General features: G+C 70.4%; 9 protein-coding genes. 2 read left to right on the forward strand and 7 right to left on the reverse strand.

Annotated features, from left to right (window positions below):
- Nucleotides 1–122 precede the first annotated feature (122 nt).
- Nucleotides 123–1,037: a hypothetical protein gene (locus K1T34_RS15895; protein ID WP_220245036.1), complete on the forward strand. Its 915-nt coding sequence runs from the start codon at nucleotides 123–125 to the stop codon at nucleotides 1,035–1,037.
- Between the two features lie 84 nt (nucleotides 1,038–1,121).
- Complete coding sequence (locus K1T34_RS54465) at nucleotides 1,122–3,785, forward strand: hypothetical protein (protein WP_220245037.1); 2,664 nt, start codon at nucleotides 1,122–1,124, stop codon at nucleotides 3,783–3,785.
- Nucleotides 3,786–3,863: 78 nt separating this feature from the next.
- Here the strand turns inward: K1T34_RS54465 and K1T34_RS15905 are convergent, their stop codons facing one another.
- From K1T34_RS15905 to eccCa, 7 genes are all read right to left on the reverse strand, one after another.
- Complete coding sequence (locus K1T34_RS15905; protein ID WP_220245038.1) at nucleotides 3,864–4,304, reverse strand: hypothetical protein; 441 nt, start codon at nucleotides 4,302–4,304, stop codon at nucleotides 3,864–3,866.
- Nucleotides 4,301–4,699, reverse strand: coding sequence for a YbaB/EbfC family nucleoid-associated protein (locus tag K1T34_RS15910; protein WP_220245039.1), 399 nt, complete (start codon nucleotides 4,697–4,699; stop codon nucleotides 4,301–4,303). Before K1T34_RS15910 ends, K1T34_RS15905 begins: the two co-directional genes overlap by 4 nt.
- 11 nt (nucleotides 4,700–4,710) lie before the next feature.
- A complete protein-coding gene (locus K1T34_RS15915; protein WP_220245040.1) occupies nucleotides 4,711–8,037 on the reverse strand; it encodes a right-handed parallel beta-helix repeat-containing protein in 3,327 nt (1,108 codons plus the stop codon).
- A 31-nt stretch (nucleotides 8,038–8,068) separates the two neighbouring features.
- Nucleotides 8,069–11,047 carry a hypothetical protein gene (locus tag K1T34_RS15920; protein ID WP_220245041.1) on the reverse strand — a complete coding sequence of 993 codons (2,979 nt, stop codon included), beginning with the start codon at nucleotides 11,045–11,047 and terminating at the stop codon, nucleotides 8,069–8,071.
- 76 nt (nucleotides 11,048–11,123) lie between these two features.
- Nucleotides 11,124–11,393, reverse strand: a complete 270-nt coding sequence (locus tag K1T34_RS15925) for a type VII secretion protein EccB (RefSeq protein WP_220245042.1) — start codon at nucleotides 11,391–11,393, stop codon at nucleotides 11,124–11,126.
- Nucleotides 11,394–11,408: 15 nt separating this feature from the next.
- A complete protein-coding gene (gene eccD / locus K1T34_RS15930) occupies nucleotides 11,409–12,785 on the reverse strand; it encodes a type VII secretion integral membrane protein EccD (protein WP_255638767.1) in 1,377 nt (458 codons plus the stop codon).
- A 64-nt stretch (nucleotides 12,786–12,849) separates the two neighbouring features.
- Entirely contained in the window at nucleotides 12,850–16,851 is a 4,002-nt protein-coding gene (gene eccCa, locus K1T34_RS15935; RefSeq protein WP_220245044.1) for a type VII secretion protein EccCa, read from the reverse strand.
- Nucleotides 16,852–16,869: the final 18 nt, after the last annotated feature.

Genomic DNA, 16,869 nt, shown 5'->3' on the forward strand with positions numbered 1-16,869 from the left:
ATTGGAAGTGCGCGCTGCGGAGTGCTGCTTCGACTAGGCCGGTGTCGCGGGTGCTCTGGTCCTTCTTGGCGGGGCCCTGCTTGCTCGGTGCTTCGGCGGGGGTGTGGCGGTTGCGGCGGGGGGTGGGGTTCGGGTTCTGGTTGGCGGCTGGGTTCTGGTTGGCGTTGGTGTTTGTCTCGGGGTTGGTGTTGGTCTTGGTGTCCCCGTCCGGCGTGGGGTCGGACTTGATGTCAGTGGCCGAGTCCTGCTTGGGGTCGGCGTTCGTCTCGGTCGCCGGGTCAGCGTTCGGCTCGGTCTTGACTTCAGTCGCCGAGTCGACAGCGGTCTCGGACTTGGTGTCTGTGGCCAGATCCTGCTTCGGATCGACGTTGATGTCGGTAGCCGAGTCGGAGCCGGTCTCGGTCTTGATGTCCGGCGCCGGGGCCGGCTCGGTCTTGACGTCGGTGGTCGAGTCGGGATCGACCGCGATTTTCGTCTCCGCACTGGGCGAGGGTTCGGTCTTGATGTTCGTCGCCAGGTCGGAGTCGGTGGTGATGGCCGGGGCGGGGGTGGGCTCGGTGTTGAGCGCGGTGGCCGGGGCCGGCGTTGGGCTGGTGCCGATCTTTGGCGCGGGAGCCGGGGTGGTGTTCGGCTCGGTGTCGGTATCCGTGTCCGGGTTGGAGTCGGATTTCGGATTCGGCGACTTCGAGCTGGTGTCGGCCTTGGGGCCGGTGGTGATCGGCTTCGGTGAGGCGGTGTTCGTGGAGGGGGCCGGGGTCGGTGAGGTGTTCAGCGACGTTGGCACTGGGGTCGGCGAGACGTTCGGGTTCGTCGCCAGGTTCGGGTTCGGCGAGAAGTTCTCGCTCGACTTGGGAGCCGGCGAGGTGTTCTCGGCCGGAGTCGGCGAGGGCGAGGTGTTCTGGTTTGGCGCCGGCGTGGGGGTGAGGTTCTGGGGTGCGGGCGTCGGGGAGGTGTTCGGTTGGGCGGCCGGGGTGAGGTTCGGGCCGTCGGTGCTGGTCTTGGTGTTCGGGTTGGTGGAGATGTTCCCCGGGGTCTGATCGGGTCCCGAAGTCGACCTGACGCCACCGACACTGCCGGCCACCGGAGGCGGCACCGACTTGGTCGAGGTTGGGTCGGAGGTCGTGTTCGGGGTGGTCTTGGTGTTGCCGGTGGTGTTCGGGTTCGCGTTGGTGTTGGTGCCGGTGTTGTTGTTCGAACCTGTGTTGGTACCGGAGGTGGTGTTCGAGCCGGCGCCGGTGTTGCTATTCGAACTTGCGTTGGTGCCCGAGGTGGTGTTCGGACCGGTACCAGTGTTGTTATTCGGACCCGCGTTGGTGTTCGGACCTGCGCCGATGTTGCTGTTCGAACCCACGGTGCCCGAGGTGGTGTTCGGAGCCGTGGCGGTGTTGGTGTTCGGCCCCGTGGTGGTGCCGGCGGTGTTGTTTGGCCCACTGGTGATGTTGTTGTTCGAACTTGTGTTGCCCGAGGTCGTGTTCGGGCTGGTGTTGATGTTGCTGTTCGAACTCGCGTTGGTGCCCGAGGTGTTCGGGCCTGTGCCGGTGTTGCTGGTGTTGGGGCTGGTGGTGGTGTTCGGGGCCTGGGTGGCGTTGCCGTTGGTGGGGGTGTTGGGCGGAGCGCCGGTGTTCTGGTTGCCGCCGAAGCCGGGGAGGCCGGGGTCGTTCTGGGTGGCCGAGTGGTCGCCAGCGGTGACGGGCGGTGGGGTGGCTGTGTTGCCGGTGTCGGAGTTCACGCCGCCCGGGACCGAGGGCGGTGGGACCGGGCTGCCGGTGTTGACTGAGTTCGGCGCTGATGGCGGTGGTACCGAAGTGTCGCCGATGTTGTTTGTGCCGGTTTTGGTGCCGGAGCCGTTCGCGCCGGTGTCGCCCGTGCCGCTGTTGGTGTTGCCGGTGCCCGTGCTTCCCGGACCGGTGTTGGTGTTGCCGGTGCCCGTGCTTCCCGGACCGGTGTTGGTGTTGCCGGTGCCTGTGTTGGTGGAGCCGGTGTTACCCGTGCCGGTGTTCGTGTTACCCGTGCCGGTGTTGCCCGCGCCCGTGTTTGTGTTGCCAGTGCCCGTGTTTGTGTTGCCAGTGCCCGTGTTGCCTGCGCCTGCGTTCGGGTTGACGGTGGAGCCGGTGTTTCCGGTGCCGGTGTTGCTGTTGGCGCCGGAGTTGTCGCCGCTGGTGTTTCCGGCTCCGGTGTTGCCGGTCGAGCCGGTGTTGCCAGTTCCGGTGTTTGTGTTGCCTGGGCTGGAGTTGTCGCCGCTCGTATTTCCGGTGTCAGTGTTGCCAGTGTTGCTCCCACCGGCGTTGCCGGCGTCACCGGGCCCGGCGTTGCCGGTATTACCTGCACCCGTGTTTCCGGTGTTACCGGCACCGGCGTTGCCAGCGTTTCCGGCGCTCGCGTTGCCCGTGTTGCCGCCCCCGGCGTTGCCGGTATTTCCTGCACCGGCGTTGCCGGAACTGCCGACGCCGGTGTTGCCTGTGTTGCCTGCGCCGGTGTTGCCAGTGTTCTCGGCGCCAGCGTTGCCCGTGTTCCCGGCGCCGGCGTTGCCCGCGTTCCCAGTCCCGGTGTTGCCAGAGCCCGAGTTCGCGCCGCTGCCGGTGTTTGCGCCGCCGGTTGCGCCGTTGCCCGAGTTGGTTCCGCCGGAGGAGTTGGTGCCACCGGTTGCGCCGCCGCTGGTGTTCGCGCCCCCAGTGTTGCCGCCGCCGGTGTTGCCGGAGCCGGAGTTGGCGCCGCCAGTGTCGCCGCCCGTGTCGCCGGAGCCCGAGTTGGCGCCGGAGCCGTTGTTGCCAGCAGAGCCGCCGGAGCCAACCGAGCCACCGGAACCACCAGAGCCGTTGCCGCCAGAACCACCGGCGGCAGGAGGTGGAGGCGGAGGCACCGACAGGTTCCCCAAACCCGGATTCCCGTTGATCCCACCCAGGTCGCCCGGGCCGTTCGGGCCCTTGGCCGTCGGGCCGTCGCCGCCGCCGTTGAGTTTGTCGTGGAGGGACTGGCCGGCGTGGTGGGCGCCGTGGGAGGCGGCGCCGGAGAGGCCGCCGTTGAGGGCGCCCCAGCCGAGGCTGTCGGTGTCGCCGCCGAAGATGGCGGCGCCGGCGCCGCCGACGACGACTTCGGTGGTGGCTTCGTTGGCGGCGGCGCCCCAGACGTTCTTGCCGAACTTGGTGCCGAACTTGTTGTCGAACTTGTTCATGGCGCCGTGGAAGTTGTGGGCGAACGCGCCGCCGATGCCGCCCAGGACGCCGGACTGCATGATGGCCTTGCCGTCGAGGCCGTGGCGGTTGCCCTGCGCGATCTGGATGACCTGCGCGAGCATCTCTTCCGCGATCTCTTCCGCCGCCTCCTCCGCGGCGGCCTCCGCGAGGTGCGTCGCGAGGTTCATCAGGCGCTGCATGAGCGTCCGCTCGATCTCCACGATGGCGGTGCGCCCTGCCGCGAAGATCTCCGGCACCAGCGGCATCGTGAACGGGTTCGACATCGCCCAGATGATGTCGGCGGCCGTGATCGCGATGGCGATCAACATGCTGTACTTGGACTTCTCGACGTCGAGCGCCTGCGCCCGCAACGCCTGCGCCTGGCCCTGCGCGGCCGCGATGAAGTCCGTGCCCATCGTGCCGAGGTTGTTGGCGAAGTCGACGAAGTTCTTCTGCACGTCGCCGCCGACGTTCGCGGCCACGCGGCCCGCGATCTGGTTGAAGCCGGTGCCCGCTTCGGCCACGCGCCGGGCGACGTCGTCCCACTCGTCGGCCAGCGCGCGCATGGCGTCCTCGTCGCCCTGCGGCCAGGCGTCACCCGCGATGATGTAGAAGATCCAGTTCAGGCTCGGATCCACCATCAGGCTCACCGCGGGTTCACCCCCTCGACAAAACGGGTCTACAAAGGACTCAGTGCGCGGGCTTCGACGGAATCGTCGGCTTCAGCGCGGTGCCTTCACGCGCCTGCAACGGCGCGGTCGGACCGCCGTCGCCACCACTGTTGACGTCCGTGTTCAGCTGCGTGAAGTCCGTCCGCAACGATCCCGCGAGCTCCGTCGCGCCCTCGTCGACGTCGCGGAACGAGTCGGCCATGTCGCGCACCGCCGTGGTCGTGCCGTCCACGGCCTTGGCCCACGCGTCGAGTCCGTTGTAGATCTTGCCGGCCGCCGCGAGGTGCACGTTGGCGAAGTTCGAGCCGTTCTTGTCATTGCCGGTCGCCGCGAGAACGGTGCTCGGGTTGGTCAGGGCCTGCACGCGCTGAGCCAGGCTCCGCAGCTCGCCCGCCTTCTGGGCGAAGCCGTTGGCGCTGTTGGTGAGTCCGTCCGCGTCGACGAAGAATTCGTCAGTCATGCCTGGGGCCCTTCCTCCATGCCGGGAACACGTCCCGAGAACAACGCCCGCACGTCCACGCGGCCGCTCATCAAGTCCTGCGCCGAGAGCCCGGGCGGCAGCATCGGTGCCATCGCCTCCGCCGAGGCGCTGATCGACTTCTGCCGCGCCTCCTCGACCGTTTTCACGATCACCGCCGCCAGCTCGGCCGGCGCCATCCTCTTGTACACACTGGTGGGGAAGGAAAGTTCGGTCAGCTCACCGGTGCGCGACACCGTCGCGGTCACCTCGCGCCGCGCCGACGTGGCGCTGGTCGTGAGCGAATCCACCTGCTTGCGGTTCTCCTCGAACCGATCACGCTGCTGCTGGTAGGCGCCCATGGCGTCGTCCAGCATCTTCTGGTACGGCGAACTCATGCGTTACCTCCTCAGCCGACCGACGCCAGGCCCGGGCCCAGCGCCAGCGCTCCGGTCTCAGGTGGACGGATCCCGCGCAGGTCCGCGGCCGCGAGCGTGCGCGACGCGGCCGCCACCGACAACGTCCGCGCCAGCTCGTGAGCCGCGTGCACGGTGTGCTCCGAAGCCGACGCCAGCTCGTGGGCCAGCGCGTCCCGGACGTCGTCAGGGACGTCGTGACCGCGCCGCACCAGCAGCCGCACGGCGATCTCCGCCAGTTCGTCCACTGTGTACTCGCCGAGCTCCCACCCGACGGTGAACGAGCTCCGCAACGCGGGCACCACACCCAGCAGCGCGGCCACCCGCTGCGTCTGCCCGGTCAGCACCACCACCGGGTCAGCCGGACGGCGCGTCACGGCCTCTGCGACAGCCTCGACGACCTCCGCGCCCGAGCTGTGCGTCGCGATCTCCCAGTCACCGTCCACATCGAGCACGAGCACGCCGCCACTGGCGTCGTTCATGGCTGTGCGCACGAGGTGCTCGGCCTGCCCCGGCCAGCGCGGGTACAGGTCGGCGGCCACCGAGCAACGCACGAGCTGCCCGACGTTCACCAGCCCCAGCTCCGCCAGGCTCAACGCGTACAGCTTCGCGAACTCGGCCCGCCCGGACCCGCGTTCGCCGCTGATCACCAGGTTCGCCAGGTGCCCGAGCGGCTGCCGCTCCTGCTTCAGCCCGCCCAGGCGCACCAGCTGGCGCTGCGCGTTCTCCCGCACTCCGGTCTGGCCGACGAGGGTCCGCAGCCGGCTCCAGCCCGTGCTCGCACCGACGGCCGCCGCCGGGTCCGAACCCACCGACACCGCCGCGGCCGCCGCCGACGGCAGCTGCACCAGCTCCGCCCGCAGGTCCTCGGCCGTCAGCCGGTTGAGCTCCGAGTCCTTCGACGGCGGCTGCAACGCCAGCCGCGAAGCCTGGTTGTTCACCATCGCCTCGAACAGCTTGCGCGCCACACGGCCGTTACCGAACGTCGCGTCCTTCGGCACCCGCTCGAAGTACTCGCGCAGCGCCTGCAGAGCGTCGTCGGTCAGCTCGTAGTAGTGCTTGCGCGTCAAGCCCGTCGTGATCGTGACCAGCTCGTCGACGCTGTAGTTCGGGAACTCGATCGTGCGCGTGAACCGCGACGCCAGACCGGGGTTGGACTGCAGGAACAGATCCATCTGCTCCGAGTACCCCGCGACGATCACCACCAGCGAATCACGCTGGTCTTCCATGATCTTCATCAGCGCGTCGATGGCTTCCTGACCGAAGTCCGGACCGGACCCACCCGAACCCGCGGCCAGCGTGTACGCCTCGTCGATGAACAGCACGCCACCGATGGCCTTCTCGACCACCTCGGTGGTCTTGATCGCCGTCGAACCGATGTACTGGCCCACCAGATCCTGGCGCGCGACCTCGATCATGTGACCCTTGGACAGGATGCCCAGCTCCGCCAGCACCGTGCCGTACAGGCGCGCGACCGTGGTCTTACCGGTACCGGGAGGGCCCGCGAACACGAGGTGGCGGCTCATCGGCGGCATCGGCAGCCCCATGCGCTCACGCATCTGGGACATCTTGATCAGGTTGATCAGGCCGGTGACCTCCTTCTTCACCCCGGCCAGACCCACCAGGGACTCCAGGTCACCCAGCGGCCCGTCCAGCACCTCACCCGCGGCGTCGCTCACGCTCTGCGGGCCGGTCGGCTGGTCGGGCGTCGACGGGAACTCCGAGGACAACCCGCTCGGCGAAGAGGATTCCGCGCGCGCCTGGTCGGTGCTCACGTTCTCCACCGTCGCCTGGTCGTCCTCAAGACGATGCACGGCCTCGCCGCCCGCGTCGTTGACCACACAGTCGCGGATCGTCACCGGCTCGCGCGTCTCGACGAGGAACCCGTCGCCACCCGCGCCAAGCACCTCGCACTCGACGAGCGATCCGCGCGAACCCTCTTCCAGCACCACACCGTTGCGCTTGGCGCTGCGCACGCGGCACCGCGAAGCACTCAGCACGGAGCCGCCCGCGACGGTGATCCCGTCGGCCTTCGCCTCGGCGATTTCACAGTCTTGCAACGAACTTTCGGCCGGGCCCGACACACGAAGGCCGCCGCCGCGCACCAGCACCGAGGTGAGCGACGACGGCGTGCTCGCCCCGAGCGTCACGGCGTGTTCGGCGGTCGAGCCCACTCTGACGTCGGCCACGGTCACCCGCGCCGACTCCGTGGCCTCCAGGCCCGCCTCGCGGCCGGTCTCGATCGACGCGTCGGCCAGTTCCATTCGCGACTGTCCGGAAAGGACAATGCCGGGCCCGGCTTCGGTGTTCAGCCGCAGGCCGGTGATCTTCACGGCCGCCTCGGCGTTCACGAGCACCGCCGTCTGCGTCGAACCGCGCACGGTCGCGCGCTCGAACTTCGGCGTCGCCTCACCGTCGACGAGGATCGCGACCGGCGACCCCTCGAACGTGCAGTCCACGAACTGCGGCGCCGCGTTCGCCGTCGCCTGCACCGCGTTGCGCTCGGCACCGGAGAACACGCACTCGCGCAGCAGCGGCGCCGACGACCCGGCCACGTGCGCCGCCTGCATCGGCGCGGCGACGAACTGTGAACTCGCCACCGAGATCCGGCCCTGACTCGTGAGATAAAGGTCAACATTTGCGCTTTCACGCACAGTGAGGCCCGTGATTGTTGCGCGACCCTGTTGTTCCACCACCATCGCGGGTTTTTGTGCGCCGGTGATCTCGCAGTGTTCGATTACTGCCACCGCCTCGCCGTTCACGCAGATCCCGTTGCCCTGCGGGCGGCGCACCGCACACCGGCGCAGCACCACGGACCCGACCTCGGCCACCACGATCCCCGACGACGCCGCGTCGACGATCTCCGTGTCCTCGATCGTGCTCTGCGCGGGCGAAGCCACGACCACGCCGGCGCCCGCCGAGCTCGTCACCGTGCAGCCGCGCAGCGCGAGCTGGCCCTGCAGGCGCGCGAGCAGCGTCGCCCAGGACGCACCGGAGATCCGGCAGCCGTCCAGCGCCGCTTCGCCGCGCACCACGTCGACGGCCACGAGGTTGCTGTCGGTGCTGGTGAGCGTGAACCCGCGCAGCTGCACGGCCTCGGCGTTGGCGACGAGGACGCTGCCCTCGCTCGCCACGACCTCGACGGTGCCCGCACCCTGCTCGGCGACCAGCGAAACCATCCGGTCCACCACGAGGTTCTCCTCGTAGCGACCCGGGTTCACGCTGATCGTGGCCCCCGGCTGCGCCTGCGCCAGCGCGGCGCCGATGGTCGGGAACGCCCCCGGCCGATCACCGCCGACCACGAGCAACTGTCGGTTCATCGATTTCGCCTCTCCCGCCTCGACACCACGCTCACACCAGCCCCGGGAGCGCCCCGAACCGCGGCGCGGACACCTCGGCGATCGGGTCCCGGCCCTCGGCCTCGGCCCACACCTCGAGCTCCCGGCGCAGCGACACCAGCGCCAGCTCGTCGAGCGAGATCCGGTCGGACGCGACCTTGCCGGTCTCGTCCACCTCGCTCGACGTCAGTTCCCGCAGCAGCACCAGCCCGCGCGCGCCCTCGGCAGGCTCGCGCAGGTCCAGCACCTTGAAACTCGTGCCGGGCACGAACAGCACCCGGTTCTCCACGCCACCGGCGGTGGGTTCCAGCAGCTTCGTGCGGCGGGCCGTGATCGACCAGACCAGCAGGTCGGTGTCGCCGTCCAAAGTGGACGACGGCTGCGTGAGCGTGTTGAGGAAACCCCACTCGGTGAGCACCTTCTGCGAGCGGAACAGGTCCCACTCGGACTTCGACACGGACGTCGCGAACGTCGCCGGCCCGCGGTGCGAGGGCAGCCGGCTCAGGCCCGCGACCACGCAGCGCGCGATGGGCACGTGCGGCCCGTTGACGCCGGTGCGCAGCGCGCCGTCGATGGCCGCGCCCTTGGCCGAGAGGTACAGCTGCACGGCGACCGCGTCGGTGAGCACCTCCGCCGACGACGTCGACAGCGCCCCCTGGAACCCTGGGTGCTCGGACAGGATGCGGGCCACGGCGTTGGACATCAGGCCGTACTCCGCGCCGAGCGACTTGCGCAGCCACTCGCGTTCCTTCTCGGCGCCACGCTTGGGCAGCAGCGCCGTCGCCTCGGCACCCGGGGTGGGCTGCAGGCGCGCCTCGCCCTTCTCGGCCGGAACGACCGGGGCGACCGGCTCGGCGACGGCTTCGATGGCCTGAGCGTTCTCGCTGGTCTCAGCGTTCTCGGTGTTCTCGGTGTTCTCGGTGTTCTCGGTGTTCTCGGTGTTCTCGGTGTTGGTCTCGACGGGAACGACCGGTCCCTGCACGGTCGGCGCGTCGACCGACGGCGGCGCCACGGGCGGCATCCCCACGCCAGGCGACATTCCGGCGGGCGGAGTGGCAGCCGGCGGCATCCCGGCCGGAGGCCTGGCCGCGGGCGGCATCCCCACGGGCGGGGTGGCGGCCGGCGGCATCGACACGGGCACAGCGGCCAGACCGGGCGGAGCCACCGGAGCCGACGGCATCCCCACCGGCGGCGCGGCAGGCGGAATCGGCGCGGGCGGGGCAGCCGGACCCGAGAACCCGGTCGGCGCACCGAGAACCGGCACGCCCGGGCCCGCGAAACCGCCGGGCGCCCCGAACTTCGGCGGCGCCGACGGACCCGCGAACGCAACCGGAACCTCGCCCTGAGGCACCGTGGGGCCGACCGGACCCGCGAACCCGGCACCGTGCCGGCCCGCCGGCTTGTCGTCCTGCCCGTCCCCGAACGGACCGCTCGAGGACTCCTCCACCGGCACCATCGGCGGCCGAGCCGATGTGATCGTGATCGGGCTGCCGACCCCGGCCAGCGACCGCGGCACCCCGACACCCGGGTCGAGGCGCTGCGTGATCGTCGGCTCGGACCGCAGCAACGCCGGCGCCGGCGTGACGTCCACCTCGAGGTCAACGGGCGCGGCCGGCTTGTAACCGCCGGGCATCACGACCTCGGTCGGGCCGGCCTCCAGCAACGCTGGGGCCGGAGCCGCGTCACCCTGCTCGATCGCCGCCAGCGCCTTGGTTGTCACCTGCACCCGGCCGCGCTCGGCCAGCAGCGCGTGCGCGGGCAGGACGCGGCTCATGCGCCGCGTGTTCTCGTCGAGCCGCGCGAGCACGTCCTGGGCCAGCATCCGCATGCGGTCCGCGGCGTCTTCGCTCGTCGCGTCGAAAGTCAGGTTGTTGATCGAGTTGTCCAGCGTCAGCGAGCGCACGGCCGGGGTGTCGCGGCCGTCGTGCGGCGAGCGCACCAGCAGGCCGGACTGCACGACCTCGATCACGGCGTCGGGCGAGTACCAGTACACGGCCGGGGCGACCTCGTTGAGGCCGTGGATCGGCGGGCGGTGGCTGATCAGGCGCGGCGCCTGCACCGGCCCGCCCTGCACGCGCGGCTGGTAGCCGATCTCGCGCACGAACGTGGTCCAGCCCAGCCGGCCGTCGAACAGCACCGTGCGCACGTCGACCAGCTGCGGCGACCCGACGGGCAGGCCGGTGTAGAACGCGACCTCCTTGCCCAGCAGGTCGGCCAGCGCCTGGCCCAGCGACGTCCCGGCCGGCACCGACATCGGGCCGTACTGCACGAACCGGGCGTTGGCCCGCACGTTCTCCGGCAACCGCACCCACAGGCGGGCCGCGTCGTCGAGCGTCAGCGGCGGGCAGCCGGGGCAGCCCAGCACGATCGTCATCGTGTCGTGCTGCGCGGGCAGGCCCTTGACCAGCGCCGCGCGGTGGGCGCGCTGTCCCTGGTCGAAGCCGACCGGCCGCACCCACAGCCCACCCGGCAACGGCTCCGCGACCCCGCGCGAACTCGTGGACGTCAGCTCCGCCGTGAGCCCGGAGTCCCACGACGGCCGAGGGAACCGCTTGGCCTCCCACTTCGGCGCGCGCCCCGGCTGGAACTTCACCCAGCCGCTGCCGCGTCCGGAGTGGACGAACAGGGCACCGCCGGCGCTCGGGATCACCGAACCGTCAGGGGCGAGCACCGTGCGGTTGATCCGCTCCGACAGCCACTGCCCGGCCAGCGCCGACGTCTCGCGTGAACGTCCGCCGATCACGAGCCGCACGCCGCGACGGCGCCGCGGCAGGACCTTCGCCACCGACTCCCACAGCGAGATCGGCGAGTCCACCGGCAGGTCCACGACGACCAGGTCGTGCTCGGTGTCGGCCGCGACGCCCAGCGCGAGCGCCTGGGCCTCGTCGGTCATCCCGGTCGCGGGGTGGACGACAAGAGCGTTCCCGACCGTCTGCTTGTCGAGGGTGGTACCGGAGGCACCGGTCCCGCGACGCACCAGCGAGAGGTCCATGTTCACCTTCGTCCTTCCTACCGGCACCGGCCCGAGCTCCCGGCACAGCTGTCACGTGCGGCGTAGGTCTATCGGTTCACGTCGGGATGCGCACCGTGTGGGACGGCCCGCCGGTGCCCCCCACTGGTGCAGACGGCGCACTCCCGCCGGTGTGATGCGCGATCAGGCCGTAGACGAAAAACCCGACCACGATCAGCAGGGCCAGCAGCGCGCCGCCGAGCAGCCCGTTCCAGGTCCGCTTGGCCGGCACGTCGAGGTGGCTCGCGTCGCCCAGCACCAGGGCCGAGGTCATCCGTCCGATGAGGAACGAATACGCCTCGACGTGGTCCTTCTGCGTCTGCACCATGTCAGCTCACCCCGTTCACGCCGTGAGCCCGGTCGCCCAGCCGTAGACCCCGAACAGCTGCAGCAGGATCGGGATCACCGCCACCGCGCTCAACGTCTCGGTCCAGTTGGCCAGGTGGCCCCAGATCGGCAGCAGGCGCCGCGGCGGCGGCCGCAGCATCGCCAGCACCAGCAGGAAGAACACCAGCGCCAGCCCGCCGGCCGACACCCCGCGCCAGTTGGCCGCCATCGGGTCGACCAGCGACAACGCGAGCAGCACCAGCCCGACCGAGCCGGCGATCGACAGCGGCACCCGCTGCCACGCGCCGAGCAGCGCGCGCGAGCGCATCAGCACCGCCGCGGCCACCAGGAACGCCAGCAGCTTCGGGAACAGGTCCTGCTCCGCGAGGAACGGGAACGCGCAGGTGAACACGACCGCCGACGCGATGCAGAAGATCGTGAGGTAACCGTCGGCGTAGGCGGTCTGCCGCACCATCTGCTCCGCGGGCGCGGGCTCGATGTCGTACTGCAGCTCCGACGCGGTGCGCGGCAGCTGCGGGCCGCGGATGCGCGCGAACCGGATGCCGATGCGCGGAGCGAAGACGAGCACCGCGATGAGTACGGCCGACACGAGGCCGGCCGTCTGGGTCGTGGTCAGCCCGGCACCGAGGTGCAGCCACATCGAGAGGGCGCCGGCGACACCCGTCGCCACCACCGCGCCGAACGGCACGAACGGCAGCCCCGGCGACCACGCGGCGCGCCCGCCGATGAGCAGGCCACCGGCCAGCGCGAACGTCAGCGAGCCAACGAGGATCGGCGCGCCCTGCAGGTCGAACGCGGCGCCGACCCCGGCCACGCCCACGGCACCGGCGATGGCCGCGAACCCGCAGCCGCCGAGGCCGAGCAGCAAGAGCAGCGCGTTGTCTTCGGAGCGCACGCCACACGCGACCGCGGACACGACCAGACCCAGCGCCACGACGGCGGTCCCGATCGCCGACAGGCCCAGCGGACCCGGCATGAGCAGGATCCACGCCAGCACGACCTGCGCGAAGATCGCGAAGCCGAGGAACAGCCAGCGGTTGAACTCCGGCTTCCAGCGGCCGGGCTGACGGCTGACCGCGGTGGCCATGCCGTCGGCGATGTCGTCGAAGTCGAGCTCCGGCAGCGGGTCCAGGCGGGGGCGGAGGTGGAACTCCTCGCCCTCCTTCCAGTCCAGCGACTCCGGCGTGCCGGCCGCGTCGAGCGGGGCCTCACCGAGGCGCTGCAGCACCCACGTGTCGGCCAGGTCCTCGCGGCCGCCGGTGTGGCGCAGCAGCACCGGCAGCAGGCTCGTGAGCGGCACCGACATCGGCACGGCCAGGTCGGCCCGCCCCTGCGGCCCGTACACCGTGATCCGGCAGAGCTCGCCCTGCATGGCTGTCAACGTCGGCTCCTTCCAGCGCGCGCGTTGTCATCGGAAGCGCTGTCGTCGTAAGTGCTCATCGCAGGCCGCCCACCAGCTGCTGCTGCTCGGCTTCCGCGCCCAGCGGCACGTAACCCGTCTGCACGAGCTTCACGCCGCGGCGGGTGACCAGCTGCGCGCGGCCCGCGGGCAGGTTGCGCGGGGTCGCCTCGCCGAGGAACTTGCCTTCTTCCTTGGGGTAGGAGAAGACCACGCCGGGGCTGCCGAGCTCCCACGCCCGGCGGATCACCGGGTCGCTCAGCGCCCGCATCGCACCGGAGGTGCTGCGCGCGACGATGAGGTGGAACCCGATGTAAGAGCCTTGGGAAAGCAGCGACAGCAACGGCTCCAGCGGCGAGCCCATTCCGCCGGTGAGCAGCTGGTAGTCGTCGACCACGAAGAACAGCCTCGGCCCCGTCCACCAGTCGCGGCGCTTGAGCCGGTCCGCGGTGATGGACTGGTCCGGCACGCGCGGGGTGAGCGACACGCTCGCCTGCGCGGCGAGCTCCTGCAACGCCTCCGTGGTGGTGGCGTAGCCGACGCGGTAGGCCTCGGGGACCTCCGTGTCGAGCGTGCGGCTCGGGTCGGCGAGCACGATCTTCGCCTCGCTCGGCTGGTAGCGCGCGAGCACCGAGCGGATGACCAGCCGCAGCAGGTTGGTCTTGCCGGTCTCGTTGTCGCCGAAGGTGAGCAGGTGCGGCGTGGCCTCGAAGTTGTGCCACACGGGCAGCAGCCGCTGCTCGTCCTGGCCCAGAGCGATCCGCAGGTCGCCGTCCGGCCGGGGGAGCTCGCTGATCGGCAACGTGTTCGGCAGCATCCGCACCGCCGGCGCCTTGCGGCCCGGCCAGAACGTGTGCACCTCTTCGGCCACGGCCTTGGTCGCCGCCGCCAGGTCGTCGGTCGCCGAGCTGCCGTCCATGCGCGGCAGGGCCGCCAGGAAGTGCAGCCCGTCCGGCGTCATGCCGCGGCCGGGCTGGTTCGGCACCGTCTTGGCCTTGCGCGAGCCGATCTCCGACTCCATCGGGTCACCCAGGCGCAGCTCGAACCGGGTCTGCAGCAGGTCGCGCAGGTACGGACGGATCTCCGACCAGCGCGTGGACGCGATCACCACGTGGATGCCGAACGACAGACCGCGCGAGGCCAGCTCGCCGATCTTCTGCTCCAGCTCCGAGTAGTCGTTCTTGAGGCTGTACCAGCCGTCGATGACCAGGAAGACGTCGCCGAACGGGTCGTCGATCTGGCCGCGCCGGCGCAGCTGCCGGTAGACCTCCATCGACTCGACCCCACGCTCGGAGAACACGTTCTCGCGGTACTCCATGATCTGCGAGATCTCTTCGATGGTCCGCACCACGCGGTCACGCTCGAGGCGCGTGGCGACCGAGCCGACGTGCGGCAGGCCGTTGATCGACATGATGCCGCCACCACCGAAGTCCAGCCCATAGAACTGGACTTCCTGCGGCGTGTGCGTCATCGCCAGTGCCAGCACGAGGGTGCGGACGATGGTCGACTTGCCCGTCTTCGGGCCACCCACCACGGCCACGTGGCCCGCGGCACTGGACAGGTCGGCCATCAGCAGCTCGCGCACCTGCTCGAACGGCCGGTCGATCATGCCCATCGGCACCCGCAGGCGACCGTGGTGCGCCGGGTCCTGCACGCTCATGCCGCGCACCGGGTCGGGCAGCACGCTGGGCAGCAGCGAGTCGAGGCTCGGCGACTCCGCCAGCGGCGGCAGCCACACCTGCCGCGCCGCCGGACCCGCGCCCGTGAGCCGGTCGACGAACACGTCGGCCAGCGTCGGGCCGACCGGCGCCGCGTCGAGAGCGTCCACATCGGACATCTTCTTCTCGGCGGGGTCCGGCTCGTCGTCGCGGATGATGAACCGGCTCGGGCGCGACTGGGTGAAGAACGGAACCACCTCGCGGCTCACGCGCGCGGCGTCCGAGTGGCCCTCGCCGCCGCCGGCGGGCACGGGACCGGACACGTACGCGGCCTTGAACCGCACCAGGTTCGTCGTGTCGATCTTGAGGAAACCGTTGCCCGGCTCCGAAGGCAGCTCATACGCGCTGCCGACCCCGATCACACTGCGCGACTCCATCGAGGAGAACGTGCGCAGCGCGATCCGGTAGGACAGGTGGCCCTCCACGCGGTGGATGCGGCCCTCGTCCAGCCGCTGCGACGCGAGCAGCAGGTGCACACCGAGGCTCCGGCCCAGCCGCCCGACCGAGACGAACAGCTCCATGAACTCCGGCTTCGCGCTCAACAGCTCGGAGAACTCGTCCACCACCAGGAACAACGTCGGCATCGGCGCCAGCTGCTCACCGGCCGCGCGCGCCTTCTCGTACTCGTACAACGACGGATAACCGCTGGCACGCAACTGTTCCTGTCGACGCACCATCTCACCGTTGAGCGAGTCCTGCATACGGTCGACCAGCGGCAGCTCGTCGGCCAGGTTGGTGATCATCGCGGAGGTGTGCGGCAGCCGGTCCATCCCCAGGAACGTCGCGCCACCCTTGAAGTCCACCAGCACGAAGTTCAAGATCTCCGACGAGTGCGTCGCCGCCAGCCCCAGCACCAGCGTGCGCAGCAGCTCCGACTTGCCCGAACCCGTCGCGCCGATCAGCATGCCGTGCGGGCCCATGCCGCCCTGCGCCGATTCCTTCAGGTCCAGCTCGACGATCTCGCCCTCTTCGGTCACGCCGATCGGGACCGACATCCGCGCCCGCTGCACCGCGCGCGGCCGCCACTGGGCCGGGATGTCGAACGTGTGCACGTCCTTGATGTTCAGCAACGCCGTCAACCCGAAGTCGCTTTCCAGCGGCTGCTCCGCGATCTCCAACGTGCCACTCGTGCGCTTCGGCGCCAGCAACCGCGCCAGGCCCTCGGCCTGCGTCACCGACAGCTCGTCGCGCAACGCCGAACCCGCGCCCGTGCCGGCGGGAAACTCGACGAGGTCGTCCTTCGTCGTCAGCCGCAGCACCTTCGGGCCACCGGGCAGCGCGCCCGTGACGTCGAGCAGCACCACGTTGCGCAGACCCGCGCCCACCAGCCGCGACGACTCCGGGATCGGCGCCAGGTGCGCCACGATCACCACGAGCGGCTCGGTCGTGGTCGGACCCACTGCCTTGTCGTGGTCGTCGCGGTCGGCGACGTCCGGGCCCAGGATGTCCATCAGCTCGTCGTGATCCGTCGCCAGCAACCGCAACGGACCTGCCGGATCGCGGAACGTCGGGTGGTTGTTGTGCGGCATCCATTTCACCCAGTCCCACTGCGACTGGGCGGCCTCGGTCGTCAACACCGCCACGCGCAGCTCATCCGGCGAGTGGAACGTGATCAGCTGCGCGAGCATCGCCCGCACCAGACCGACGGCGGCCTCGGGGTCGCCGTCGAACTCCACGCTCGTGAAGCTGCGCAGCCCCACCGCCGTCGGAATGCCCGACAACGTCCGGTACGTCTCGGTGAAGCGCCGCAAGGAGATCGCCGACAGCGGATCCAGGTCCTCGATCGGCTTCGTCACCGGCGGCATCAGCTCCAGCGCCGACTGCTGCGACCCCAGCCCGATGCGCACGCGGCCGAAGTCGTCGTGGCTCACCCGCCGTTCCCACAGCCGCGGCCCCATAGCCAGCGACCACAGCGAATCCGGCGACGGGTTGTTCCACGCCACCGCCCGCCGCTGGTGCTCCGCCGTCGACCGGGCGCGCTCGCGGACCTGCGCGATGTAACGCAGGTAGTCGCGCCGCTCGGCCTTCATCTTCCGCTTGCGCTCACCCGCCGCCCGCGACAGCTGGCCCAGGCTCATGGCCATCATCGACACGCCCATGCCGCCACCGAGCACGTACGTCATCGGCGAGCTGCCGCCGACGCCCGAGAACGCCAGGATCATCACCATCGACCCGATGCCCATCGGCAGCATCATCAACAGCGAGTTGAAGTCCCGGGCCGCCGGCTCGGCGAGCACCGGCGGCTCCTGCAGGTCTTCCTGCCCCTCGGGCAGCTCCGGACCCGCGACCCGCGGGCCACGCTTGACCGTCTCAGTACTCACCGGTGCACCTCCTTCCGA

This window comes from Amycolatopsis sp. DSM 110486, assembly GCF_019468465.1.
In the GTDB taxonomy this organism is placed as follows: Bacteria; Actinomycetota; Actinomycetes; order Mycobacteriales; family Pseudonocardiaceae; genus Amycolatopsis.

Bases quoted from the DNA above. Each gene is read 5' to 3' on its own strand.
- eccD (WP_255638767.1), bottom strand. From the start codon at position 12,785: ATGCAGGGCGAGCTCTGCCGGATCACGGTGTACGGGCCGCAGGGGCGG.
- K1T34_RS15920 (WP_220245041.1), bottom strand. From the start codon at position 11,047: ATGGACCTCTCGCTGGTGCGTCGCGGGACCGGTGCCTCCGGTACCACC.
- K1T34_RS15915 (WP_220245040.1), bottom strand. From the start codon at position 8,037: ATGAACCGACAGTTGCTCGTGGTCGGCGGTGATCGGCCGGGGGCGTTC.
- K1T34_RS15905 (WP_220245038.1), bottom strand. From the start codon at position 4,304: ATGACTGACGAATTCTTCGTCGACGCGGACGGACTCACCAACAGCGCC.
- K1T34_RS15925 (WP_220245042.1), bottom strand. From the start codon at position 11,393: ATGGTGCAGACGCAGAAGGACCACGTCGAGGCGTATTCGTTCCTCATC.
- K1T34_RS15910 (WP_220245039.1), bottom strand. From the start codon at position 4,699: ATGAGTTCGCCGTACCAGAAGATGCTGGACGACGCCATGGGCGCCTAC.